Below are 24,664 nucleotides of genomic sequence, written 5' to 3'. Positions count from 1 at the left end.
CGGGTGCTTCTCCTCGCCCTCGACACCTCCGCCGCCGCGACCGTCGCGCTCCTGCGGGACGACGTCGTCGTCGGCCGGTTCGGCAGTGCCGACACGCGGTCCCATGCCGAGGTCCTCGCCCCCGCGGTGCAGCGGATCCTCGCCGACGCAGGAGTGGCGGGCCCCGACCTCGACGGCATCGTCGCCGGCGTGGGCCCGGGACCCTTCACGGGCCTGCGGGCCGGACTCGTCACCGCGCGGACGCTCGGCTTCGTGTGGGACGTCCCCCTCCTGGGGGTCCTGAGCCTCGACGCGCTGGCCTTCGACGCCGTCGCCGGCCGGGCCGTCCCCGCCGGGGGCGGATTCCTCGTGGGCACCGATGCCCGCCGCGGGGAGGTCTACTGGGCCGCGTACCGTGCGCCCGCGGACGGGAGCCGGCTGCCGGAACTCCTCGACGGCCCGCACGTCGGCGCTGCGGCGACCCTGCCGCAGGGCATGCCCCTGGCGGGTCGTGCCGCGAGCCTCTACCCGGACGACCTGGACGGCCTGCCGGCCCTCGCGACGTCCGATCCCGATGCCGTACCGCTCGCCCGCGTGGCCCGGTGCCGCCTCCTCGCCGGGGAGCCGCTGCGGGACACCGCGCCGCTCTACCTGCGCGAGTCCGACGCCAGGGTGCCCGGGCCACGGAAGCGGGCGACGGCGTGAGCTTCACCCTGCGCAGCCTCACCTATGAGGACATCGGGACCATCGGGCGGCTGGAGAACGAGCTGTTCCCCACCGACGCCTGGCCGCTCGAGATGTTCTACACGGAGTTCTTCCAGCCGGACACGCGGCGCTACATCGTGGCCGAGGTCGACGGCGAGGCGGTGGGCTACGCGGGGGTCATGGTCATCGCCACGACGGCCGACATCCAGACTCTCGGTGTGCTGCCGCGCTTCGAGGGCCGGGGGATCGGACGCGCCCTGCTCACCGAGCTGCTCGACGAGGCCCGGCGTCGCGGCGCCGAGACCGTGATGCTGGAGGTGCGCGCCGACAACCCGCGCGCGCAGGAACTGTATTCACGCTTCGGCTTCGTGAAGATCCACACCAGGAAGAGGTACTACCGCGACGGCGTGGACGCCTGGGTCATGCGGCTCGTCCTCGCCGCGGACCGGGGAGGAACGCGATGACCCGCGAGGAACCCCTGGTGCTCGGCATCGAGTCCTCCTGCGACGAGACCGGGGTGGGGATCGTGCGCGGCACGCAGCTGCTGACCAACACCGTGTCCTCCTCGATGGACGAACACGTGCGGTTCGGCGGCGTCATCCCCGAGATCGCGTCGCGGGCGCACCTCGAGGCCTTCGTCCCGACCCTCAGGACGGCGCTCGACGACGCCGGCGTGACACTCGACGAGCTCGACGCCATCGCCGTGACGGCGGGCCCCGGACTGTCCGGCGCCCTCATGGTCGGGGTGTCGGCCGCCAAGGCGCTCGCCGTCGCCACCGGCAAGCCCCTGTACGCGATCAACCACCTCGTCGCGCACGTCGGCGTCGGGATGCTCGGGGACACCTTCGCCGACGGGCTGCCCCCCGACCTCGGCGCGCTCCTGGTGTCGGGCGGCCACACGGAGATCCTGCGCGTCGGGAACATCGCGAGCGACGTCGAGCTCCTGGGCTCCACGATCGACGACGCCGCCGGCGAGGCGTACGACAAGACGGCCCGCATCCTCGGTCTCGGCTACCCGGGCGGTCCCGCCATCGACCGGCTGGCCCGGGAGGGCGATCCGAAGGCGATCCGCTTCCCCCGCGGGCTCTCGCAGCCCAAGTACATGGGGACGGCGGAGCAGCCGGGGCCGCACCGCTACGACTGGTCCTTCAGCGGGCTCAAGACCGCCGTGGCCCGGAGCGTGGAGCAGTACGAGGCGGCGGGGATCGACGTCCCGGTGGCGGACATCGCGGCATCCTTCCAGGAGGCGGTGGTGGACATCATCACGTCCAAGGCCGTGCTCGCCTGCCGGGAACACGGGATCACGAACCTCCTGCTCGGGGGCGGCGTGGCGGCGAACCGGCGGCTCCGGGAACTGGCCGCCGAGCGGTGTGCCGCCGCCGGTATCACCCTGACCGTGCCGGCGCCGTCGCTGTGCACCGACAACGGGGCCATGGTCGCGGCGCTCGGAGCCCGGATCGTGATGGACGGCGGGAGCCCGAGCGGGACCGCTTTCGGGACGGACCCGTCGTTGCCCGTCACGCGGATCGTCCTCGCTGCGGCCCGGGAGGACCGGACCTAGGCTCCCGTCCTCGCGCGATGGCAGCGGGACGCGGCCCGGACCGCCTCGGCGCGCAGTCAGCGGTCAGGTGTGGACCCGGCCCACGGGAGGGGCAGCCAGGCGGAAGAGTGCCTGGTCGCCCTCTGGGGAGCTTGGCGGCTGCCGGCTGCTTGACCGTCGCCAAGCTCTACAGCCATTCGACCACCAGGGGCCGGGGAGGTGTCAAGGCCCGGCCGGGACAGAGCACGGGATGCCGCCCCGACCCTCCCGGAGTCCCGCGGTGCCCGGAGGGTGCACCGAGGAACAGCCGCCGGAACGACAGAGGACCGGACTCCCGAGGGAATCCGGTCCACCGATGCGCCGAGGCCTAGAGCGTGCCCCGGCGGTTCGTCGCGTCGCCGTCCAGCGGGTCGTTCTCGAGGCCCTGGGTCCCGGTCGGGATGCCCGTCCCGGGAACGCCGTCCACGGCGGGTACGGGGTCGACGTCGACGACGTCCACCTCGTCGACGATCGGGGTGGTCTCGGGGACCACGGGTGCGGCGTCGACGACGGTCACCGTCTCCACATCCACCGTCTCGACGTCCTCGTCGTCCTTCTTCTTGCCGGCCGCCGCGGCCACGCCGACCACCGCAGCTGCTGCCGCGACGCCGACGCCGGCCGCGACCTTGCCGGACACGCCGGCCTTGCCGCCGTCACCGCGTGACCCCGCTGCGTCCTCGACCGTGGGTGTACCCGCGGTGCCGACGCCGGCCACCGATCCGCGCCATGCGCCCGTGGCATAGCTCTCGGACTCGATGAACTCCTTGAACCGGTGGAGGTCCGCCTTCGCCTGGTTCTCGACGACGTTCAGCTTGTCGCCGATCTTCTCGACGAGGCCCTCCGGCTCGTACTCGAGGACGAGGTTGACGCGGGTGATCCCGCCGAGGTCCTCGAACGTCACCGAACCGGCATTGGTCGCACCCTCGGTGGCGGCCCAGGAGACCTTGCGGTCGGGGACCTGCTCGAGGACCTTCGCCTCCCACTGGCGGCGGATGCCGCCGATCTCGGCGACCCACTCGAGGCGGTCGTCGCTGAGCTGGGTGATCTGCTTGATCCCGCCCATGAAGTGCGGGAACTCCTCGAACTGCGTCCACTGGTTGTACACGGTCGTCACTGGAAGATTCACTTCGACGGTTTCTTCGACCTTCGTGCTCATCATGCCTCCCTGAGGGTTGGGGATACGGACACTGATCATTTCATCAGCTTGCTTAGCTTATGGCGCCTCGCGGGCTGTGACCAGTGCCGGATGCGAGCCGGACGGGATCCGTCCTCGAGTTCAGGAGGGCAGGTCGCCGACGCTGGCGTACCTGCGCCGCCAGTCGCGTCCCTCCTCGCCCCCGTACAGGGTCCAGTACTCACGACCCGAGGTGATGACGCCGTCGGCCACCGTCCAGATGGACACGACGCGGAAGATGCCGACGTCCTCCTGGGGCACCTGGACCTCGGACACGACCACCTCCCCGGCGTCGTACACGTTCAGGACGTCGATGCTCCACCCGTTCGGGTGCTCGGAGTTGACCGCCACGACGTTGTCCCTGCCGCGGATGATCTCGCGCGTGACGGGCCAGAAGACCTCCACGTCAGCGGCGAGCGTCCGCCCCACCGCCTTCCAGTCCCTGCTCCACACCGACGACCAGTACTGCCGGACGACCTCAGTAGATTCCATACGCAGATGCTACCGACCGAGGTCGGCGCCCATGCGTCGCAGGTGCACGGCCACGTTCGCCTCGAAGCCCTCGACGGTCCGCGCGAGCGCGGTGGCCGGCGCGGTGTCCCAGATCTCCTGGTTGAAGATCTCCACCTCGATGTCGCCGGTGTAGCCGGCGGCCTCGACGGCTGCCGTGATGGAACGGAAATCGATGACGCCGTCCCCGGGGTAGTGGCGCGAGAGCAGGACGTCCGCGGCGAGGGGCGTCGCCCAGTCGCAGACCTGGTAGCTGGCGATACGTCCTTCCGTGCCCGCGCGGGCGATCCCCGCCGGCAGCTCCGGATCCCACCACACATGGAAGGTGTCGATCACGACGCCGACCGCGGCGGGGGAGAAGGGTGACGCCAGGTCGAGTGCCTGCTTCAGGGTCGAGATGACCGCGCGGTCCGACGCGTACATCGGGTGCAGCGGCTCGAGGGCCAGGGTCACCCCTGCCGCCTGTGCCTCCGGTGCGAGCTCGGCGAGGGCATCCTGCACCATCGAGCGGGCGCCGGCGAGGTCCCTCGAGCCCTGGGGGATGCCGCCGGCCACCATCACGAGGACGGCCGCCGACCCGGGTGCTCCCGCGGCCGCGAGGGTCGCCGTCTCCTCGATGGCCTTCCGGTTGTCGTCCATCGCCGCCCTGCGCGCCCGGCCTTCCGGGACGGTGAAGAATCCGCCCCGGCACAGGCTCGAGAACCGGAGCCCGGAGTCGGTGAGGAGGCGTGCGGCTCCGGTGAGGGAGGCGGCCTGCACGGAGTCGCGCCACAGGCCGATGCCGGCGATGCCGGCGTTCGCCGTGGCGGCCAGCGCCTCCCCGAGCGGTGCGTACTTGATGGTCGCCTGGTTGATGGACAGGCGACCGTCCGGCGCCGTCATGCCGGAACCCCGGCGGTCCTCAGCAGAGCGTGCCACCTGTCGCGGGCGAGCTCGGGCTGCTCGAGGGCCCCGCACCCGTTCGCGAGGCGGACGATCTCCGACAGGTGCGGCAGGCTGCGCGCGGCGTGCAGCCCGCCGACCATGGAGAAGCCGGGCTGGTGGCCGTTGAGCCAGCTGAGGAAGGCCACCCCGGTCTTGTAGTAGAACGTCGGTGCCGCGAAGATCTGGCGCGAGAGCGCCTCGGTCGGACCGAGGATCCGCTCGTAGGTGTCGCCGTCGCCCGCGTCGAGCGCCTGGACCGCGGCCGAGGCGTGCGGGCCGAGGGCCGCGAACGCTCCGAGCAGGGCATCGGAGTACCCCGCGGAATCCCCCCGGATGAGGGAGACGTAGTTGAAGTCGTCGCCCGTGAACATGCGGGCCGGCTCGTTGAGCCTGGCGCGTACCGACCGCTCCGAGTCCGCATCGAGCAGGCTCATCTTCACACCCGTCACCTTGTCCGGGGCATCCGCGATGATCTTGAGCAGCGTGGTCGACGCCGCATCCGTGTCCGCCGAACCGAAATAGGTCCCGAGCTCGGGATCGAAGGCGCTGCCGAGCCAGTGCAGGATCACGGGTGCGCCGGCGGCTGCCAGGACCTCCGAGTAGACCCGTACGTAGTCCTCCGCCGTCCGCGCGGCACGGGCGAGGTGGCGGCTCGCCATGAGGACGACGGACGCGCCCGCGTCCTCGGTGAAGTGCAGCTGCTCCTTGTAGGCGTCGATCACGGCCTGCAGGGAGATCACGGGGTCGTCGACGTGGTCGGTGTTGACCCCGACGACCAGCGAGCCGTTCACGGCCCGCGCCTCCGCGGCGCTCCGCGTGACCAGTTCGCGCGTCGCCATGGTGTCGAGCCCCATGTTCCGCTGCGCGGTGTCCATCGCGTCCGCGACGCCCAGCCCCCAGGACCACAGGTGGTGGCGGAAGGCGAGCGTCGCATCCCAGTCGAGGTCGGCCGGCGCGCCGGGCACGTTGTCGGCCGTGGTCCGGGGGACGACATGGGCTGCGGCGTACACGGTGCGGCTGCGCAGCGCATCCGTCGGCCTGGAGAACGACGGCGCGGGGTTCAGTTCGACGGCGGACGTGGCCCCCGCCGTATCGACGAGCGTGATCATGCCGGCGTGGCCGCTTCCTCGCGGGGGAGTGCCGTGGTGTGCACGTCCTCCAGCTCGAGACGGCGCCCGGAGCGGGAACTCTCGAGGCCCTGCTCCGCGAGGTACATACCGCGTGCGCCGGCGAGGAAGTCGTACGGGTGCGGCGCGTCCTCGAGCACATGGCGCAGGAAGTCCTCCCACTGCGTCTTGAAGCCGTTCTCGAACACCTCGTTGGTGGGGACGTCGATCCAGTCGGCGTCGTAGTCGTGGCTGTCCTCGAGGTCCGGGTTCCAGACCGGCTTCGGGGTCGCGTTGCGTGGCTGGATCTTGCAGCCGAACAGTCCGACGACGGCGGAGCCGTGCGTCCCGTCGACCTGGAACTGCACGAGCTCCTCGCGGTCCACGCGGACCGTCCAGCTCGAGTTGAGCTGGGCGATGATGCCGCCCTCGAGCTCGAAGACGGCGTAGGCGGCGTCATCGGCCGTCGCACGGTAGGGGCGGCCCTGCTCGTCGACGCGCTCGTCGATATGGGTCACGGCGCGCGCATACACGGATTCGACCCTGCCGAAGAGGTTCTCCAGCACGTAGCTCCAGTGCGGGAACATGTCGACGACGATCCCGCCGCCGTCCTCCGAGCGGTAGTTCCAGCTCGGCCGCTGCGCGTCCTGCCAGCCGCCCTCGAAGACCCAGTAGCCGAACTCCCCGCGCACGGAGAGGATGCGCCCGAAGAACCCGGAGTCGACGAGGCGCTTGAGCTTCTGCATGCCCGGGAGGTACAGCTTGTCGTGCACCACGCCGTTCTTGATGCCGGCGGCCTCGGCGAGGTTCGCGAGCTCGAGCGCGTCGGCCGCCGTCTCGGCGGTGGGCTTCTCCGTGTAGATGGCCTTCCCCGCCGCGATGGCCTTGCGGATGGCGGCGGAGCGCGCCTTGGTCACGAGGAAGTCCGCGTAGATCTCCCACGTGGGGTCCGCGAGGACGCTGTCGAGGTCGGTGGAATAGTGCTCGATCCCGTGCTTCGCGGCGAGCTCGGCGAGTTTCGCCTCGTTGCGGCCCACCAGGATCGGTTCCACCTGGACCCGCGTCCCGTCGGAGAGGAGGACTCCGCCCTGGTCGCGTATCGCGAGGATGGAGCGCACCAGATGCTGCCGGTATCCCATGCGCCCCGAGACGCCGTTCATGATGATCCCGATTGTCCTCGTCGACATTGAAGCTCCTTGGTTTCGGCCGTATCGTCCCGTTTGGAAAACGCTTACCGCGAGTGTAGGGGAAGAAGGAGGGAGGGGCAATAAGCGGGGGGAGGGGTCAGTGTCCGGCATCCGGACGGCGAGGGAGCTTGCGCCGCGTGCACTGGTCGGGGCGCACCCAGGCCTCACGGGCGATCGAGAACTCGACCCACTGCGCCAGCACCGCGGAGCCCGTCCACGCCATCGCGAAGCCGCGCACGGTCTGCCCGGAGCCGTCCCGATACTCGAGGTCCACCCACAGCGCCGGAGCGGGGGACACCGACTCGGTGATCCCGTCGGTCGGAGCCTCGAGCTGCAGGGGCGGGATGAACCCGGGGGTCGCCGGAGGCGTCCCGTGCCAGCCCGGCGTCCGGTTCACGCGTCCGCCCGCGGGGTGACGCACGACGACGGGTGGTCCATGCCCTCACTCTACGAGGGGGCCTCGTCCGACGGGAACGGCGGGCGCCCCGGTCGAGCATGCCGTGCCCGGCACTCAGGCGGCGTGCGTCGTCCGTGGCTCCAGCGTGCGGCGTCGGCACTGTGCCGCGTCCACCCATGCCTCGCGGGCCCGCGAGTACTCGATCCACTGCGCCAGGACCATGGTCCCCGTCCAGGCCATGGCGAAGCCCTTCGCGGTGCGCCGGGAGCCGTCGGGGTAGTCGAGGTCGACCCACAGCGCGGGCGAGCTCGGCGGTTCGGTGACGGCACCTCGGGGGGCGTCGAGCTGGAGCGGTGGGACGTACCTGTCCGCGCTGGGTGGGATGCCATGCCATCCCGGTCGTTCTGCCATGCCCCGAGGGTATGCGGGGGGTCCGACAACCAGCCCGGTCCGGGGAGGCCGCTACGCCACGCCGTCGGCCCCGGCATGGGCGCGGACCAGCTCGTCGCTGAACGGCGCCCGCTTCCTCGGCGGCAGGCCGTCGATCAGTTCGTTGACCGCGAGGGCGAGGACGTCGCACTCGAGGGGAGGCATGGGCATCAGCCCCTCGAGATACGCCTCGACCTCGTACTCGTCGACCTCGCCGCTCAGCGAGAAGTAGTGCAGCCACACCTCGCCCATCGAGAACCCGGAGTCCGTGACCGCGGCGTAGGTCAGCGCCCGCTGCTCCTCCGCGTGGGGGAATGCCATCACAGCATCTCCGATGGCCCGGGATCCGTCCCGAAGGCTGTCCCGTCGGCCGTCTCGGCGGCGATCTCGGCGGTCAGGCGGCGGAACGAGACGCCGGTGGTACGGGCGCGGAGCGTCAGGGCCATGAGCGCCTCGGCCTCGGTCAGGCCCTCGCGCTGCATCAGGATCCCCTTCGCGATCCCGACGAGGTCGCGCGCCCGCAACGACTCCCTGAGCTCGGTGCTGAGCCGGGTCGTCGTCTCGGACGTCTGGACGTGGCCGAGCAGCGCGGAGGCGGCGGTGGCCAGTCTGGCGAGGCGGGCACGGTCCGGCTCGCCGAACGCCGACGGGGCCGTCGAGTAGATCTTCATGGCGCCGATCGCGTCGCGTCCGCGCAGGAGGGGGAAACTGAAACACGCCCGCACTCCCGCGTCCGCCGCTGCGGCGCTCCACTGCGGGAACCGATGATCGGTGGTCGTGTCGTCGACCCCCACCGGACCGCGGGAGGACCATGCCGCCAGGCAGGGTCCTTCACCCAGCTCGTACTGCAGGTCGTCCGCGAGTCGGACGAGATCGTCCGTCGCTCCCACGCTGAGCCGCTGGGCCTGGTGGATGAGCGAGACGCCCGCGCCGAACGCGTTGGGGGTCGTCTCCTGGGTGACGCGCGCCAGCAGGTCAACGGCGTTCTGCGCGGTCTCCTGCGTGAGGGTCAGTCCCCGGATGCGGCCCAACGCCGTACCGAGCTCACCGGAAGGGGGGAACAGGTCCATCAGTAGCCTCGAACCTCGGGCCAGGCATGACCCTGGCTTCGCGGGCCTCCTGCTAGACCACGACCGCGCTGTACCCACGATCCGCTTGTTCCATTCTAGTGGTGCGGGGACGCATTCGGCACGGCCGAAGCAGGGCGATCACGCCGCCGGGCCGTTCACCCCGCTGACACCCGTGTGTCGCGTAGAATTCCGCCCGCACGGCCGTCGGTCTGGTTACGATGATCTCGACGACGCCATCCCCGGCCCGGCGGACCATCGGCCCGGCGAGCGGACGGGGGAGCGTCCCGCCGTTGATCCAGAAGAGGTACCCCAGCGCCATGACGAACGAAGACCTGCAGAAGATCCGTGTAGCCGCCGCGGACAAGGAGGACGTCGAGTTCGAACTCGACCGTGCCGAACTCGTCCTGCAGGAGGCCGTCTCCGAGGCGCTCAGCCACGGGGCGGACATCCATGTCGTCGCCGAGGTGGCCGAGTTGCCGCTGGACGACGTCGTGAAGCTCGCGGCGCAGGAATCCCCAGCGGATCCCGTCCTGCCCTTCTGACGCGGCCCGGCCCGAGCCGGCCCGGTACGCCCGCCCATCGTCCTATACCTGACGCCGCGGTGTGCTCTCCCGGATGACCGTCTCCATGGGGATCGGCCTCCGCGACCCGTCGGCCATCGGATCGGTGCTCCCCGGGGCGGGTCCGGTGGCGAGCTGCAGGGCGCGTCGCCCGACGTCCTCGAGGGGGATGCGCACCGTGGTCAGTGCGGGCGTGATGTCACGGACGGTCGGGATGTCGTCGTAGCCCGCGACGCCGATCCCGACGCCGGGTACGATCCCCGCGTCCCGCAGGGCGGAGACGACGCCCACGGCCATGACGTCGTTGACGGCGAAGATCAGGTCCACGGGGGCCTTCGACGCCAGAAGGTCCTGGGTGCCGCGGTAGCCCCCGTCCCGCGTGAAGTCCGTGTGGATGACGCGTTCGGGTGGCAGCGGGATGCCGTGTTCGGCGAGGCCCGCGGCGAAGCCGTCGAGCCGTTCCTCGGCGGTCCTGATCTCGGGAGGTCCGGCGATCACCGCGACGTCCCGGTAGCCGAGCCCGGCCAGGGCCACGGCCAGGTCGCGGGCACCCCCGCGGTTGTCGAGGAGCACGGACGCGAAAGGCGGCGCGTCCTGGCTGATGAACGCGGCCTTGCCACCCGTGTCCTCGAAGGCCGACAACTCCCCGCGCAGCTGCTCCTCGACGGTCGATCCGGTGGTGCGTGAGCCGGCGAGGATCATCACGCGCGGGCGCTGCCCGCGCAGCGCCTTGACGGTCTCGAGCTCCCGCTGGGCATTGCGCCCGGTCACCGCGATGGTCACGACCAGGCCCTCCTCGCTCGCCGCGTCGATCACGCCCGCGGCGATGCTCGAGAAGTAGGGGTCCGCGATGTCGGCGACCAGGAGCGCGACCGTGGTGGTGCTTCCCTTCGCCACCGCCTGCGCGAACAGATTCGTCGTGTAGCCCAGCCGCTGGGCCGCCTCGACGACGCGCTCGCGGTAGGCCTCGTTGACCTTGCGGGCGCTGCCGTTGAGCGACCTCGACGCGGTGGCCAGCGAGACCCCCGCCTCCCGTGCCACGTCGTGCAGGGTCGCAGGGCTCTTGCTGGCCGGTGCCGACATCGCTCTCCTGATGACGCGGGCAGCAGCCACCCGGCCGTGCCCTGTGAATTCCATGGGAAGGGCCATTGTCGCACGTCAGCACGAACGGCCGGCCTGCGCGGCCCCCATCGGTAAACGCTTTCTCTGCTACTGTTTCCCGCACTGCCTTCCGATCGGGAAATGGAGGAACCGTGCCACTGCCAGCGCCCCCACCTGCCGCGACGACCGGTGCCGGACCGCGGGTGCCGCTGCGGGCCGCGATCCTCGGTACCGGGAGCGTCGCGCACCTCCACGCCGCGGCCCTGCGCGACCTCCCGGGTGTCGAGCTGGTCGCGGCGGCGGATCCGTCCGAGCAGCACCTCGCCGCCTTCGCGGAGGCCTATGGCCTGCCCGGCCGCCACACCTCGCTGGCGGACCTGCTCGCGGCCGAGGACATCGACGTCCTCCACATCTGCACGCCGCCCGGCGGCCACGCCGAACAGACGGTCGCCGCCTTCGCGCACGGAGCCCACGTCGTCGTCGAGAAGCCTGCAGCCCTCAGCCTGGCCCAGCTCGACCTCATGGTCGATGCCGGCCGTGCGGCCGGGCGGGGCCTGGCCGTCGTGTTCCAGCAGCGCTCCGGTTCGGCCGCCGCCCAGGTGAAGCAGCTGCTCGATTCCGGCACCCTCGGACGGCCCCTGTCGGCGCTCTGCCAGACCTCCTGGTACCGGACGGCCGACTACTTCGCCGTCCCGTGGCGCGGCACCTGGGCCACGGAGGGCGGTGGCACCACGCTCAGCCACGGGAGCCACCAGATCGACCTGCTCGCGTACCTCCTCGGTGAATGGCGCGCCGTGCAGGCGACGATGTGGCGCCTGCAGCACGACGTCGAGACGGAGGACCTCTCCCACGCGTCCCTCGTCTTCGAGTCGGGCGCCGTCGCCTCGGTGGTCTCGACGGTGCTGGCCCCGCGGCAGTCGAGCCTCCTCCGGATCGACACGGAGAACGCCACGATCGAACTCGAACACCTGTACGGGCACGGACACGCCCACTGGCGGATCACCGCCGCGGACCACGTCGATGCCGGGACCGCGGGCGGATGGGTCCTGCCCGACCAAGAGGTGCCGAGCGGGCACGACGCGTTGTTCACCGAGGTCTACGCCTCGCTCGTCGCAGGGCGCGGGATGCCCGACGTCGTCGATCATCCGACCCGCGCGCTCGAGATCGTCACCGGCATGTACGCCTCGGCCCGCGACGGCCGGTGGATCTCCCGGGCCGACCTCGCCGACCCTGCCCTGCGGGGACCGCTGGCCGGGCCGATCATCGAAGGCCGCCCCGAGGGCCGTTCCGCCGGACCCGCGGCATGATCGGCTCCGCGGCATGAACGGGCCGCTTGCCGTCCTGACCTCCGACGGACGTTCGGCGGGCATCCTGCACGACGGCCGCGGCGAGCCGGAGGAGCACGCGCCGCGACCCTTCCTGCACCCGGTCTCGACACCCCGGGGCGTGTGCGTGAGCGACTACCGCCCCGCCGACCACCCCTGGCACTGGGGGCTCGGCATCACGGTCTCGAACGTCGACGTCGCGGGCCAGGAGTTCCCGGTCAACCTCTGGGGAGGCCCGACGTACCGCGAGGGTCACGGCTACGTGCAGCTGCCGAACAACGGCTCCCAGCAGGTGCGGGCCTCGGAGCGGCGGCGAGGCGGTGTCCTCCAGCACCTCGACTGGCGTGGCGCCGACGGCGCCGTCCTCCTCACCGAGGAGAGGAGCTGGCACGCCGACACCGTTCAGGTCCGGGGCGTCGAGTGGCTGGGCACCACCGTCCGCAGCACGTGGGTCAACACCAGCCCCGGTCCGCTCGCCTTCGGCAGCCCCACGACGGCAGGACGCCCCGATGCCGGCTACGGCGGTTTCTTCCTCCGCCTCGCCCCCTCCTTCGACGGCGCGGACATCATCGCCCCCTCCACCGGGGCGGGTCGAGCGGCCGGAGGCGTCGTCGGCGGGGCGGACGCCATGGGCAGCGCCTATCCCTGGCTCGGCGTGAGGTCGGAGAGCGCATCGGTGCTCATGGTGCCGGCGGAGGGCAATCCCGGTGAGCGCTCCTGGTTCGTCCGGAGCGCCGACACCCCGATGCTGTGCGCGGCACCCTTCTTCCACCGGGAGCTCCACCTCGCGGCCGGCGGCACCCTGGACTGGGGATGGTCGCTGCTGGTCGCGGACACGCGTGTGGACGGGGACGGCTTCGCGGCGGCCGCGGTCCGTGCAGGGTGTGCTCCCGCCTGAGCGACGGCGGGGCGCCCGCTCCAGGCGGACGCCCCGGAGCCCCTACAGTCCGAGCGACTCGAGTACGGGCAGTTGCGCCCGGGCACGCGCCTTCGCCTCCGCGGCGGTCGGAGCGGCGACGGCGATCGACGCGATGCGCTGCGCCTCGGCGAGGGTCACGCTGTTGAGGACCGCGCCGACGCCGGCGAGCGCGCGGGGCGTCATCGACAGGGTCGAGACGCCGAGGCCCACGAGGACGACGGCGAGCGCCGGATCCGCGGCCGCCTCGCCGCAGACGCCCACGGGCTTCGCATGGCCCTCCGCCGCGGACCCCTCGACGGTCAGCCCGACCATCCGGAGGACGGCCGGCTGCCAGGAGTTGTTGAGTGCTGCGAGGGAGCCGAGCTGGCGGTCGGCCGCCATGGTGTACTGCGTGAGGTCGTTGGTACCGAGGCTCGCGAAGGCCACCTCACCGAGGATCGCCTCCGCCATCAGCGCCGCCGACGGGACCTCCACCATGACGCCGGGTGTCTGCAGGCCCGCGTTGCTGCACAGCTTCGCGAAGTCCGCGGCCTCCTCGGCGGTCGAGATCATCGGGGCCATGACCCACACGTCGGCCGTGGCCTGCGAGGCGGCGTCCGCGATGGCCTTGAGCTGGCGCTCGAGGACGCCCGGGGACGTCAGGTCGGTGCGGTAGCCCCGGACGCCGAGGGCCGGGTTGGGCTCACTGGTATCGGTGAGGAAGGGCAGCGGCTTGTCGGCGCCCGCGTCGAGCGTGCGCACCACCACCTTCTTGCCGGGGAAGGCGTCGAAGACGCCCTGGTACGCCTCGATCTGCTCCTCGGACGTCGGCTCCGTGTCGCGCCCCAGGAAGCAGAACTCCGTGCGGAGCAGGCCCACGCCCTGTGCCCCCGCCGCGGCGGCCTTGACGGCGTCCTTGGCTCCGCCGACGTTGGCGAGGAGGGGGACCTCGTGCCCGTCCGAGGTGACGCCGATGCCGTCGAACAGGGTGAGCGCGGCCGCGGCGGCCCGGTAGGCCTCGGCCGCAGCCTCCTCCTCGTTCCCGGGCTCCAGGGTGACCGTTCCTGCGGCGCCGTCCACGTAGACGGGCGTACCGGTGCCGATCTCCTCCACACCGGTGGCGGCGACGACGGCGGGCAGTCCCAGGGAGCGGGCGATGATCGCCGTGTGCGACTGCGGACCGCCGCCGGAGGTGACGAGGGCGAGGACCACCGCCGGGTCCAGGGTCGCGGTGTCGGCCGGCGCGAGGTCCTCGGCGACCAGGATGAAGGGGGTGTCGGACGCCGGGATGCCGGGCGCGGGGAGTCCGCGCAGTTCGGCGACGATCCGGGACCGGACATCGAGCACGTCCGTGGTCCGCTCGGCCATGTAGCCGCCGAGGTTGTGGAGCATCTCGGCGACCGATGCGCCGGCTTCCCAGACCGCACGGGCGGGGGAGATGCCGTTGTTGATCAGTTTCGTCGCGGACTTCAGCAGCATGGGATCGGCGGCCATGAGGGACGTCGCCTGCAGGACGCCCTTGGCATCCCCCTTGGCGATCTCGGCGCGCCGCTTGAGCTCCTCCTGGACGGCCTTCGACGCGGTCCTGAGCGCAGCGACCGCCTGTTCGGGCGCATCGGGGGTCTCGTGGCGCTCGCCGGCGGGCGGTTCCCCGACCGACTTCGGCATGTGGCGTACGGGGCCGATCACGCGCCCGGGGCTCACTCCGACTCCTGCGAAATTCACCATTGAACGTCCTCGCTTCCTTGCCGGTGGTCGTGTTCGTCTCCATTGTGCCGCCTCCGGCACGAGAAACGTGTGACCCAATTCATATAACACCGCTATAGGTGCTACGGTAGCAGCCATGAAGAAGGTAGGCGAACCCACGCCTAAGACGAGGCTTCTCCGGGCCGCCGCGGCACTTCTCGCGGAGTCCAACGGGGAGGCCGTCTCGACGCGGCAGATCACGCAGGCTGCGCACGTCACCGCACCCACCCTCTACCACCACTTCGGGGACAAGGAGGGCCTCTTCGACGCCGTCGTCGCGGAGGGTTTCTCCGAGTACCTCGACGCCGAGAGGAATCTCCCGACGTCGGGTCAGCCGGTCGAGGACCTCCGGATGCACTGGGACAACCACGTGCAGTTCGGCCTCGACCATCCCCACCTCTACCTGGTCATGTTCGGCAACATCCGGCCCGAGCGCCGGCCATCGATGGTGGCCAGCGCGGAGGCCTTCCTCGAGGAAGTCCTGGCGCGGGCAGCTGCGGCGGCCCGCCTCGTGGTGACACCGCACGAAGCTGCGCGCAGCATCCTCGCCGCGAACATCGGCGTCACGCTCATGCTGATCGCGGAACCGGCGGCGAAGCGCAACCTCGAACTCTCCGCGATGACGCGGGAAGCGGTCATCTCGGCCGTGGCCACGGATTCCGAGGCCGATCCCACAACGGACACCGAGGGCACGCCCTCGGTGGTCGTGGCCGCGATAGCGCTCAACGCCGCGCTGCAGTCCTCGCACCCCGACCAGCTCTCCGGTTCCGAGCTGAAGCTGTTCCTCGAATGGCTCCAGCGCATCTCCAGCAGGTCGGGAAGCTGACGCTTCCCGACCTGGACTCATCCCTCCCCGCAAAGTTGCGGAACGACGGTAAGGAAAGAATGTGGCAACTCAAACAGAAGCGAGGCCAGGCACCAGCGCCCGGGTCCGCGTGCAGAAATTCGGGACGTTCCTGTCCGGGATGATCATGCCCAACATCGGCGCCTTCATCGCCTGGGGGCTCATCACCGCCCTCTTCATCGAGAAGGGCTGGCTGCCCGTACCGCAGCTCGGCGGTTTCGGCGAGACCGACGGCGTCGCGAACGTCGGGCTCGTGGGCCCGATGATCACGTACCTGCTGCCCCTCCTGATCGCCTACACGGGCGGCCGGATGGTCTACGACGTCCGCGGCGGCGTCGTCGGCTCGATCGCGACGATGGGCGTCATCGTCGGAGCCGGTATCCCCATGTTCATCGGCGCGATGATCATGGGTCCGCTCGGCGGCTGGACCATGAAGAAGATCGACGCGCTCTGGGACGGCAAGATCCGGCCCGGCTTCGAGATGCTCGTCAACAACTTCTCCGCCGGTATCTGGGGCGCGCTGCTCGCGATGCTCGGCTTCTACGGCGTCGCGCCGCTCGTGCAGGCGTTCAGCACGGGTGCCGGCAATGTGGTCCAGTTCCTGGTCAACAACGGTCTGCTCCCGCTGACCAGCATCTTCATCGAGCCCGCCAAGGTGCTCTTCCTCAACAACGCCATCAACCACGGCGTGCTGACGCCCCTCGGCATCCAGCAGTCGCTGGAGCAGGGCAAGTCCATGCTGTTCCTGCTCGAGGCCAACCCCGGCCCGGGCCTCGGCATCCTGCTCGCGTACATGTTCTTCGGTCGCGGCGCGGCCAGGGCCTCGGCGCCCGGTGCCGCCATCATCCACTTCGTCGGCGGGATCCACGAGATCTACTTCCCCTACGTGCTCATGCGCCCGCTGCTGATCCTGGCCGCGATCGCCGGCGGCATGACGGGCATCGCGACGCTGAGCATCACCAACGCAGGCCTCGTGGCCCCGGCGGCTCCGGGATCCATCATCGCCGTGCTCGCCCAGACGGCCCGTGACAGCTACTTCGGCGTCGCGCTCGCCGTCGTGCTCGCCACGGCCGTGTCCTTCCTCGTCGCCTCCGTCATCCTCAAGACGGCCAAGAACCAGGACGACGGCGACCTCGCCGGCGCCGCGTCCCGCATGGAGAGCCTGAAGGGCAAGAAGAGCTCGGTGGCGGGCACCTTCCGCTCCACCTCGGCGACCAACGGTCCTATCCGCAACATCGTGTTCGCCTGCGACGCCGGCATGGGATCCTCCGCGATGGGCGCCTCGGTGCTCCGGAACAAGATCAAGGCGGCCGGCTTCCCGGACGTCAAGGTCGTCAACCTCGCCATCGCCAACCTGAAGGACGACTACGACGTCGTCGTCACGCACCAGGATCTCGCCGCCCGCGCCGAGCCCCTGACGCAGAGTGCGACGCACGTCTCGGTCGACAACTTCATGAACAGCCCCCGCTACGAGGAGATCGTGGAACTGGTGCGCGCCAGCGCGGCGGCAGAGGGCGGCCTCGACCCGCACAACCCGACGCCTGCGGCCGTGGCGGCCGACACGGGCTCCGGGAACGAGGCGGATTCCGGTGGGACCACGGGCGACGTCCTCGCCCACGAGAGCGTGGTGCTGAACGGCACGGCCACCACGCAGCAGGACGCCATCGACGAGGCGGGCCGCCTGCTGGTGGACCGCGGTGCGGTCGACGTCACCTATGTCGCGGCGATGCACGAGCGGGAGAGGTCGGTCCCCACCTACATGGGCAACTTCCTCGCCATCCCGCACGGCACCAACGCGGCCAAGGACCTGATCCGGCGCTCGGCCGTATCGATCATCCGGTACCCGGAGGGCATCGACTGGAACGGGAAGCAGGTCAAGTTCGTGGTCGGCGTCGCCGGCGTCAACAACGAGCACCTGTCCATCCTCTCCGCGATCGCCCGCGTGTTCTCGGACAAGGAGCAGGTGGCCAGGCTCGACGAGGCGACCACCGTGGACGAGGTCCTCGCCCTCTTCGGAAAGGTCAACGCCTAGTGAAGGCAGTACATTTCGGTGCCGGCAACATCGGACGCGGCTTCGTGGGGCTCCTGCTCCACGAAGCCGGGTACGAGGTGGTCTTCGCCGACGTCGCGGACGCCCTCATCGACCAGCTGGTCTCGACGCCCAGTTACGACGTCCACGAGGTCGGCGAGGAGCCGGCCGTGAAGACGGTCGACAACTACCGTGCCCTCAACTCGAGGTCGCAGGAGGACGAGGTCGTCGCGGAGATCGCGACGGCCGACATCGTCACCACGGCCGTGGGGCCGAACGTCCTCAGGTTCCTCGCACCCGTGATCGCCCGGGCCGTCGCCCGGCGCGACGCCGACCTGCCGCCGCTGCAGGTCATGGCCTGCGAGAACGCCATCAACGCGACCGACATCCTGCGCCGGGAGGTCGAGCAGGCGTACGACGGCCCGGCCCTGGACCTCGCGTCCAGGACGGTCTTCGCCAATACGGCCGTCGACCGCATCGTCCCCGACCAGGCGGCCGGGCAGGGACTGGACGTCACCGTGGAGACCTTCTTCGAGTGGGTCATCGACCGGACCCCCTTCAAGGGCCATGCGCCCGAGATCCCCGGGGCGACCTACGTGGACGACCTCGCGCCCTACATCGAGCGGAAGCTCTTCACGGTGAACACCGGCCACGCCTCGGCGGCCTACTTCGGGTACGCCGCCGGCGTCGGGAAGATCGCCGACGCCATGGCCGACGACGGCATCGCCGCCAGGGTCCGTGCCGTGCTGGGGGAGACGAAGCAACTGCTGGTCTCCAAGCACGGGTTCGACGACGCGGAGCAGGAGGCCTACGTGCAGAAGATCCTGCGGCGCTTCACCAACCGGCACCTGCCGGACACGGTGGTACGCGTGGGCAGGGCGCCGCTCCGCAAGCTGAGCCGACACGAGCGGTTCATCGGTCCGGCCGCGGAGCTGGCCGAGGCGGGAGTGCAGCCCGTCGCCCTGCTCGAGGCGATGCGGGCGGCCCTGGCCTTCTCGGCGCCCGATGATCCCGAGGTCGCCGCACTGGCCGAGATCCTGGCCGCGCAGGAACCGGGGGAGGCCGCGACGTCGATCACGGGCCTCGAGCCCGGGCACCCGCTGTTCGGGCCCGTGCGTGAACTGATCTCGCAGCACGCACCGGGACATCACCGGGCATAGGTCCCGACGACGGACACCGGCACGCGAAGGGAGCAGCTCCGGCTGCTCCCTTCTCCGTTTCCCCTTGACGGACGGCGCACGGAATCCTAGGTTGTTAAGGAAAGCGTTTTCCAAACAGAGGATTCAATGATGAGTTCGGTCCAGAGAACAGCGGTCTCGGCATGTGTGGCGCTCGCCACCGGCACTCTTCTCACCTTCGGCGGTCTGGCGGTCCCCGCCGTCGCGGTCCAGGAGGAGGGCCAGGGTCGGGGGAACGGGGCGTCCATCGGGGGAGTGCAGCTCGAGTACCTCGACCGCGGGCTCGTGGGTGCGGTGACCCCGCAGGGCGTCTTCCTCAGCTGGCGGCTGAAGGCCACGGAGGTGACGGGGGCAACGGCCGACGGGCTCACGGGGACGGACTTCACCGTCTACCGCGACGGCGAGGCCATCGCCACCGTCACCGACAGCACCAACTTCCTCGACCCGGCCCTCACAGGTGCCGCCGCTGCGGGTGCGCGGTACAGCGTGGGTGCCGTCGTCGACGGGGTGGAGGTGGAGCGGAGCGGCGAGGTCGCACCGTGGGCGCAGGCGTCCACGGACCTGCCGCTCGCGAAGCCCGCCGACGGTGTGACCCCGACGGGCGAGGCGTACACCTACGCGGCGAGCGACATGAGTGTCGGCGACGTGGACGGCGACGGATCGTACGAGTACTTCGTCAAGTGGGAACCGTCGAACTCGAAGGACGTCTCGCAGGTCGGCTACACGGGCGCCACCTACATCGACACCTACACGGCCGGCGGCCGTCTGCTGAGCAGGGTCGACCTCGGCGTCAACATCCGCTCCGGCGCCCATTACACCCAGTTCATGGTGTCCGACTTCGACGGCGACGGCCGGTCGGAGATGATGCTCAAGACCGCACCGGGCACGAAGACCACCACCTACGGCCCGAGCGGCGAGGTCCTCGACGAGAGCTACGTGACACTGCCTGAGGCCGACGTCGCCGCCGGTGTCGGCAACGGTGACGACTACCGCCTCGGCGCGGCCGGCTACTACGAGCACGTCGTCGGGATGTTCACGGGCTGGCAGGACCACCCCGAGGTCGCGGCCGGCAACTGGCCGGCGACCCTCGAGGAGGCCTTCGGGATCGAGCAGCGCTACGAGTACCCGCTCTCCGACGCCGACGCCCGCGCCCTGACCGACTACTTCGTGGACGTCTACGCGCCGTCACGCAGCGCACGCAACAACCTCCGCGCCTTCGAGGGCTTCATCCTGGACGGGCCCGAGTACCTGACGGTGTTCGAGGGGGCCACGGGAGCCGAGCTCGAGACGGTCCCGTACGAACCGGGCCGCGGTGACGACGGGCTGCTCTGGGGCGACTACGCGATGGCGCGCATCGAGCCGGGCAACCGGGTGGACAGGTTCCTGGCCGGCGTCGCCTACCTCGACGGCGAGAACCCCTCGGCGGTGTTCGCCCGCGGCTACTACACGCGCGCCAACATCGTCGCGTACAGCTGGGACGGCGAACGGCTGACGCAGGACTGGGCGGTCGATTCGGGCCATGTGCCGATGTCGAACCCCTTCGACGACGGCCCCCACGGTGGTACCGGCAGCAGCGAGGAGTTCGGCACGCTGTCCGGGCAGGGCTTCCACTCGCTGAGTGCCGCGGACGTGGACGGCGACGGCCGCCAGGAGATCGTCTACGGCAGCGCGACGATCGACGACGACGGCTCCCTCCTCTACAGCTCCTTCGACACGCTCCCCGCCGGTAGCTCCGCGCCGGGAACGGAGGCGAAGCTCGGCCACGGTGACGCCATCCACGTGACGGACATCGACCCGGACCGTCCCGGCCAGGAGATCTTCTCCGTCCACGAGGGCGCCACGGGGGCACCGTACGGGTGGGCCATGAGGGACGCCGCCTACGGGGAGGTGCTGTTCGGCGGCTACACGGGCAAGGACACCGGCCGCGGCATGATCGGCGACGTCGATCCGGGCGTCCGGGGTATCGAGAACTGGGCTGTGGGCCTGCGCTCGGCGTCCGGCACCCTGCTGCCGGGCAGCGGGTTCGGGACCAACATGAGCATCCGGTGGGCGGCGGACGGCACCACCCAGCTCGTGAACGGCTCCGGCAACCAGACCCCGACCATCGACGACGCGAAGCGCGGACGACTGCTGACGGCGACCGGCACCCGGACGAACAACGGCACCAAGGGCAACCCGTCGCTCGTCGCCGACGTCCTCGGCGACTGGCGCGAGGAACTGCTGGTCCGCACCGCGGACAGCACGGCCATCCGGATCTTCACGAGCACCGAGGTGACCGATCGGAAGCTCTACACGCTGATGCACGATCCGCAGTACCGCGCGGAGACCGCCCGCCAGAACACGGCCTACAACCAGCCGGCCTACACGGGCTTCTACCTGGCATCCGACACCGACGTCACGGACGTGCCGGTACCCGACGCCTTCCTGCCGGGTGCGCTGCCGGCCCTCCAGCGGCAGTTCGAGGAACTGGTCGTCGCCGGCGAGGTGTCAGGACCGGCGGTCCAGCAGCTGCGGGCCTCCCTCGACCAGGCACAGCGTGCCATCGAACGGGACCAGGCCGGCAACGCGGCCAGGGCCATGGGCAAGTTCCTCGAACGGCTCGGGCAGAAGAAGCCCGGCTCACTGACGGAAGGCGCCCGGGCCGCCCTCGCCCACCAGGCGACAGGGATCCTCGCGACGCTGCGGTAGCCCGCGAATCGTCCGGCAGGGCCGCGTGCGGACGGGCACGCGGTCCTGCCGGGCCCTGCCGGGCCCTGCCGGACCGTGCCGGACCCTGCCGGACCGTGCGGGGCCGTAGGGCCCTGCCGGAAAGGATCGATCGGTTCGCCGGCGTGTTCGCTAGATTGGAGACGTGAGCAACCTCCCCAACGACCTGCTGTCGATCGTCTACTCGAGCAGCGCAGCCCACCCGTTCACGGACGAGGAGCTGGCCGCCCTGCTGGCCATCAGCAGGGCCAACAACGCCCGCACCGGACTCACGGGGATGCTGCTGCACCGCAGTGGGCGCTTCCTCCAGGTCCTCGAGGGCCCCGGTGACACGCTGCGTGAGCGCATGTCCGTCATCGCCGCCGATCCCCGCCATCTGGACGTCCGGATCCTCCTCCAGGAGACCATCGATGCACGGCAGTTCCCCGAGTGGACGATGGCCTTCGAGCCCGCCCCCGGCACGCGCACCGAGGACATCCCGGGATACCGCACCACCTTCGCGGACATCGAGAGCGACGGGCGCGACGGCCGACGCGACGGTGATCCACAGCGTTCCCTGACCGCGCTACGCGAGCTGATCGGCTGGTTCCAGGACCGGGCTCTCCGTTCGCCGTGATCCCTCCCGGTCGCAGGATCCCGACGGCGAGGACGGCGCACCGGATCCCGGGGATCCGATGCCCCCGCCGGGCTCAGGTCCCGACAAGCTCCCGGATGAAGGCCAGGTGCTCGACGTCCTGGAACGCCCCGCCCTGCTCGTGACCGTTGTAGGGGTACACCTTCATGCGTTTCGGGCCCGCGTAGTGGTTGTGTGCCGCGAACACGCACGACGGCGGGCAGACGTCGTCGAGCAGTCCCACCGAGAACAGCGCGGGCATGGTGCTGCGCGATGCGAAGTTGACGCCGTCGAAGTAGCTGAGCGTCCTGAAGACCCCGTCGACGTCGTTCCGCCGCGTGCCGAGGTACCTGACGATCTCGGAGTACGGCGCGGTGTCGACGACCTCGGTCGCGTGGCGGATGTGTGCGAGGAACGGCACGTCGACGATGGCGCCGACCGGCGGTGTGTCGTTGACCCGCCGGCTGAGGGCCGCCGCGGCGAGGGTGATGCCCCCGCCCTGGCTCCCGCCCGAGACGACCACCCGCGAGGCGTCGACGGCGGGATGCGCCTGCGCCGCCTCGACGGCATGCACGGCATCGACGAAGAGCCTGCGGTAGTAGTAGGTCTCCGGGCTTCCGACACCGAGCGTCAGGAAGCCGCCGTGGTGCGGCCCCGCGAGGGCGCCGTCAGCGGTATCACCCGTACGGTGCCCCGAGCCCTGCCCGCGGAGGTCCATGACGAAGGAGGCGAAGCCCGCACTCGGCAGGGCCGTCCACTCGCCGGGCAGACCCCGCCCGCCGCCGTAGCCGATGAAGGTGACGACGGTCGGCAGGGGCCCGGCGAGATGCCTCGGCCTGAGCAGCCAGCCCTTGATCGGCTGTCCGTCGTACCCGGAGAAGGTGACGTCCTCAGTGATCAGCTGGGAGTAACCCGCGTCGACCTCCCGGAACAGCGGAGCTGCGGCGTGTGCCCGCTGTGCCGACAGGGTGCGGTCCCAGAAGGCGTCGTAGTCGGCGGGCTCGTAGCGTTCCGGGCGGTATTCGCGCAGTCGGGCCAGGGGGAGGTCGAAGTGGGTCATGGGTGAGGTCCTTTCAGGCGGAACAGGGGAAGATGAAGCGCGGAGAAGCTGCAGCAGGCACGCTGTTGACCATTGATACGATTCAACCTACGCTGTCGGATAACGCTTTCCCAGAGGCGTTCCACGATGGCTGACGAAGATGTTTCCAGGAGGACAAAGATGTTCCGCACACTCTCACGGCGCACCCTGACGGGCGTTGCAGCGCTGGCCGCTGCAGGGCTGGCCCTGACCGGCTGCGGCGGAGGCGGGGGCGAACCCGCAGCCGTCGACACCGAAGAACAGATCACGCTCAACTACACGTTCTGGGGCAACGACGACCGCGCCGCCCGCTACGACGAGGCCATCACGGCGTTCGAGGAGAAGTATCCGAACATCACGATCAACGACACGTTCACGGACTACCCCTCCTACTGGGAGAAGCGGCAGACCGAGGCTGCCGGTGGCGGGCTCCCCGACGTCATGCAGTTCGACTACACCTACCTCCGCCAGTACGGCGACAACGGCCTGCTCCTGAACCTCGAGGAGTACTTCGGCAACGGCATCACCACCGACGCCATCGACGAGAGCCTGCTCTCCACCGGCAAGCTCGAGGACGGCACCTTCGCCATCCCCACCGGCTACAGCGCATGGTCCGTCTTCCAGAACCCGGGCCTGCTGGCCGAGGCCGGCGTCGAGCCCTATGCGGGCGGGACGAGCTGGGAGGAGTACGACACCTACATGGCGTCCGTCACCGATGCATCCGGCGGCACGGTCTACGGAGGCACGGACACGACGCAGCGGATCCAGGACCTGGAGCTCAAGCTGCGCCAGGACGGCCGCCAGTTGTTCACCGACGAGGGCGAACTGAACTTCACGCAGGAGGAGCTCGCGGAGCACTGGCAGGAAGGCCAGGCGAACCGCGACAAGGTCACCGTGCCGCAGAGCAAGCTCGAGGAGATCAATCCCGTCTCCGGCTTCGGCGGCAACCTGACCACCAGCGAGATGAGCTGGAGCAACTTCCTCGGCGGCTACCTGGGGGACTCCGGCGCCGAGGAGATCACCATCGTCGCTCCTCCGACGAGCAACCCGGACGAGAAGGACCTGTACCGCAAGGTCGGCCTCATGCAGGCAGCCTCCTCCTCGACCGAGCACCCCGAGGCGGCAGCGGCGTTCGTCGACTTCCTGATCAACAGCCCCGAGGTCGGTGGCATCTTCGGTGCGACCCTCGGCATCCCTGCATCCGAGACCCAGCTCGAAGGTGCGAACCTCGAGGGACCCGACAAGGCCGTCCAGGACTACCTCGACTCCATCGCCGACCGCCTGGGCGAGGCCCCGGCAGCACCGGTGGCGGGCTTCGGCGCGATCGAGCAGACCTTCTGGGACCTCGGCAAGTCCATCGGTCTCGGTACCGTGACCCCCGAGGAGGCGGCCCAGCAGTTCTTCGACGAGGCCGCCGTCACCCTCGGCAGCTGAGCAGACAAAGGAGTTTGACCGTGACCACGGACTCGGCGCACGCGCCGGCAACAGATCGCAGCGCCGATTCCGGCGCCCACCCGGCGGGCAGC

At 70.5% G+C, this 24,664-nt stretch carries 24 protein-coding genes; 12 read left to right on the top strand and 12 right to left on the bottom strand.

Going from position 1 to position 24,664, the window contains the following annotated elements; all coding sequences use genetic code 11:
• Positions 1 to 3: 3 nt before the first annotated feature.
• Genes tsaB through tsaD form a run of 3 tightly spaced genes read left to right on the top strand, consistent with a single transcriptional unit; the run spans position 4 to position 2,245 of the window.
• The gene (gene tsaB, locus CXQ97_RS02615) at positions 4 to 684 is read left to right on the top strand and encodes a tRNA (adenosine(37)-N6)-threonylcarbamoyltransferase complex dimerization subunit type 1 TsaB (RefSeq protein ID WP_104179258.1); all 681 of its coding nucleotides are present in this window, start codon (positions 4 to 6) and stop codon (positions 682 to 684) included.
• On the top strand, positions 681 to 1,148 hold the full coding sequence (rimI, locus tag CXQ97_RS02610; RefSeq protein ID WP_104179257.1) for a ribosomal protein S18-alanine N-acetyltransferase: 468 nt from the start codon (positions 681 to 683) through the stop codon (positions 1,146 to 1,148). The genes tsaB and rimI overlap by 4 nt, the downstream gene beginning before the upstream one ends.
• Positions 1,145 to 2,245 carry a tRNA (adenosine(37)-N6)-threonylcarbamoyltransferase complex transferase subunit TsaD gene (gene tsaD, locus CXQ97_RS02605; protein ID WP_104179256.1) on the top strand — a complete coding sequence of 367 codons (1,101 nt, stop codon included), beginning with the start codon at positions 1,145 to 1,147 and terminating at the stop codon, positions 2,243 to 2,245. Before rimI ends, tsaD begins: the two co-directional genes overlap by 4 nt.
• A gap of 346 nt (positions 2,246 to 2,591) precedes the next feature.
• Here the strand turns inward: tsaD and CXQ97_RS02600 are convergent, their stop codons facing one another.
• From CXQ97_RS02600 to CXQ97_RS02560, 9 genes are all read right to left on the bottom strand, one after another.
• Positions 2,592 to 3,419: an SRPBCC family protein gene (locus CXQ97_RS02600; RefSeq protein WP_104179377.1), complete on the bottom strand. Its 828-nt coding sequence runs from the start codon at positions 3,417 to 3,419 to the stop codon at positions 2,592 to 2,594.
• A 120-nt stretch (positions 3,420 to 3,539) separates the two neighbouring features.
• Positions 3,540 to 3,929 (bottom strand): nuclear transport factor 2 family protein, encoded by a 390-nt coding sequence (locus tag CXQ97_RS02595; protein ID WP_104179255.1) that lies wholly within the window; start codon positions 3,927 to 3,929, stop codon positions 3,540 to 3,542.
• Between the two features lie 9 nt (positions 3,930 to 3,938).
• Complete coding sequence (locus tag CXQ97_RS02590; RefSeq protein ID WP_104179254.1) at positions 3,939 to 4,829, bottom strand: sugar phosphate isomerase/epimerase; 891 nt, start codon at positions 4,827 to 4,829, stop codon at positions 3,939 to 3,941.
• Positions 4,826 to 5,980 (bottom strand): dihydrodipicolinate synthase family protein, encoded by a 1,155-nt coding sequence (locus CXQ97_RS02585; protein WP_104179253.1) that lies wholly within the window; start codon positions 5,978 to 5,980, stop codon positions 4,826 to 4,828. The genes CXQ97_RS02590 and CXQ97_RS02585 overlap by 4 nt, the downstream gene beginning before the upstream one ends.
• On the bottom strand, positions 5,977 to 7,164 hold the full coding sequence (locus tag CXQ97_RS02580) for a Gfo/Idh/MocA family protein (RefSeq protein WP_104179252.1): 1,188 nt from the start codon (positions 7,162 to 7,164) through the stop codon (positions 5,977 to 5,979). Before CXQ97_RS02580 ends, CXQ97_RS02585 begins: the two co-directional genes overlap by 4 nt.
• 97 nt (positions 7,165 to 7,261) lie before the next feature.
• Positions 7,262 to 7,561 (bottom strand): hypothetical protein, encoded by a 300-nt coding sequence (locus CXQ97_RS02575; protein WP_219815373.1) that lies wholly within the window; start codon positions 7,559 to 7,561, stop codon positions 7,262 to 7,264.
• A gap of 114 nt (positions 7,562 to 7,675) precedes the next feature.
• Complete coding sequence (locus tag CXQ97_RS02570; protein WP_104179250.1) at positions 7,676 to 7,972, bottom strand: hypothetical protein; 297 nt, start codon at positions 7,970 to 7,972, stop codon at positions 7,676 to 7,678.
• Between the two features lie 51 nt (positions 7,973 to 8,023).
• Positions 8,024 to 8,311, bottom strand: coding sequence for a hypothetical protein (locus tag CXQ97_RS02565; protein WP_104179249.1), 288 nt, complete (start codon positions 8,309 to 8,311; stop codon positions 8,024 to 8,026).
• Positions 8,311 to 9,060: a GAF and ANTAR domain-containing protein gene (locus CXQ97_RS02560; protein ID WP_104179248.1), complete on the bottom strand. Its 750-nt coding sequence runs from the start codon at positions 9,058 to 9,060 to the stop codon at positions 8,311 to 8,313. The genes CXQ97_RS02565 and CXQ97_RS02560 overlap by 1 nt, the downstream gene beginning before the upstream one ends.
• 317 nt (positions 9,061 to 9,377) lie before the next feature.
• On the opposite strand from CXQ97_RS02560, the gene CXQ97_RS02550 reads away from it, so the two are divergent.
• Complete coding sequence (locus CXQ97_RS02550) at positions 9,378 to 9,602, top strand: hypothetical protein (protein ID WP_104179246.1); 225 nt, start codon at positions 9,378 to 9,380, stop codon at positions 9,600 to 9,602.
• Positions 9,603 to 9,644: 42 nt separating this feature from the next.
• Here the strand turns inward: CXQ97_RS02550 and CXQ97_RS02545 are convergent, their stop codons facing one another.
• The gene (locus tag CXQ97_RS02545) at positions 9,645 to 10,757 is read right to left on the bottom strand and encodes a LacI family DNA-binding transcriptional regulator (protein ID WP_258062153.1); all 1,113 of its coding nucleotides are present in this window, start codon (positions 10,755 to 10,757) and stop codon (positions 9,645 to 9,647) included.
• Positions 10,758 to 10,873: 116 nt separating this feature from the next.
• Between CXQ97_RS02545 and CXQ97_RS02540 the strand changes: the two genes are divergently transcribed.
• Complete coding sequence (locus CXQ97_RS02540) at positions 10,874 to 12,028, top strand: Gfo/Idh/MocA family protein (RefSeq protein WP_258062152.1); 1,155 nt, start codon at positions 10,874 to 10,876, stop codon at positions 12,026 to 12,028.
• Positions 12,029 to 12,041: 13 nt separating this feature from the next.
• Positions 12,042 to 12,944: a DUF6807 family protein gene (locus CXQ97_RS02535; protein ID WP_104179243.1), complete on the top strand. Its 903-nt coding sequence runs from the start codon at positions 12,042 to 12,044 to the stop codon at positions 12,942 to 12,944.
• A 42-nt stretch (positions 12,945 to 12,986) separates the two neighbouring features.
• On the opposite strand, the gene ptsP is transcribed toward CXQ97_RS02535, so the two are convergent.
• Complete coding sequence (ptsP, locus tag CXQ97_RS02530; protein ID WP_104179242.1) at positions 12,987 to 14,672, bottom strand: phosphoenolpyruvate--protein phosphotransferase; 1,686 nt, start codon at positions 14,670 to 14,672, stop codon at positions 12,987 to 12,989.
• A 115-nt stretch (positions 14,673 to 14,787) separates the two neighbouring features.
• Between ptsP and CXQ97_RS02525 the strand changes: the two genes are divergently transcribed.
• From CXQ97_RS02525 to CXQ97_RS02505, 5 genes are all read left to right on the top strand, one after another.
• Positions 14,788 to 15,516, top strand: a complete 729-nt coding sequence (locus CXQ97_RS02525) for a TetR/AcrR family transcriptional regulator (protein ID WP_104179241.1) — start codon at positions 14,788 to 14,790, stop codon at positions 15,514 to 15,516.
• A 61-nt stretch (positions 15,517 to 15,577) separates the two neighbouring features.
• Positions 15,578 to 17,566, top strand: coding sequence for a PTS mannitol transporter subunit IICBA (locus tag CXQ97_RS02520; protein ID WP_104179240.1), 1,989 nt, complete (start codon positions 15,578 to 15,580; stop codon positions 17,564 to 17,566).
• On the top strand, positions 17,566 to 18,723 hold the full coding sequence (locus CXQ97_RS02515) for a mannitol-1-phosphate 5-dehydrogenase (protein WP_104179239.1): 1,158 nt from the start codon (positions 17,566 to 17,568) through the stop codon (positions 18,721 to 18,723). Before CXQ97_RS02520 ends, CXQ97_RS02515 begins: the two co-directional genes overlap by 1 nt.
• Before the next feature lie 129 nt (positions 18,724 to 18,852).
• The gene (locus CXQ97_RS02510) at positions 18,853 to 21,429 is read left to right on the top strand and encodes a rhamnogalacturonan lyase (RefSeq protein ID WP_104179376.1); all 2,577 of its coding nucleotides are present in this window, start codon (positions 18,853 to 18,855) and stop codon (positions 21,427 to 21,429) included.
• 163 nt (positions 21,430 to 21,592) lie between these two features.
• The gene (locus CXQ97_RS02505; RefSeq protein WP_181034949.1) at positions 21,593 to 22,063 is read left to right on the top strand and encodes a BLUF domain-containing protein; all 471 of its coding nucleotides are present in this window, start codon (positions 21,593 to 21,595) and stop codon (positions 22,061 to 22,063) included.
• A 73-nt stretch (positions 22,064 to 22,136) separates the two neighbouring features.
• Here the strand turns inward: CXQ97_RS02505 and CXQ97_RS02500 are convergent, their stop codons facing one another.
• Positions 22,137 to 23,120 carry an acetylxylan esterase gene (locus CXQ97_RS02500; RefSeq protein WP_104179237.1) on the bottom strand — a complete coding sequence of 328 codons (984 nt, stop codon included), beginning with the start codon at positions 23,118 to 23,120 and terminating at the stop codon, positions 22,137 to 22,139.
• Positions 23,121 to 23,279: 159 nt separating this feature from the next.
• Here CXQ97_RS02500 and CXQ97_RS02495 point away from each other — a divergent pair, with 159 nt between their 5' ends.
• Positions 23,280 to 24,572, top strand: coding sequence for an ABC transporter substrate-binding protein (locus CXQ97_RS02495; RefSeq protein ID WP_104179236.1), 1,293 nt, complete (start codon positions 23,280 to 23,282; stop codon positions 24,570 to 24,572).
• Positions 24,573 to 24,664 lie beyond the last annotated feature (92 nt).

The sequence above is a fragment of the Arthrobacter sp. B0490 genome (assembly GCF_002929355.1).
Taxonomy (GTDB): domain Bacteria; phylum Actinomycetota; class Actinomycetes; order Actinomycetales; family Micrococcaceae; genus Arthrobacter_D.
Note: the sequence above shows the minus strand (reverse complement) of the source record. Positions and strands in the feature narration are given on the sequence as shown.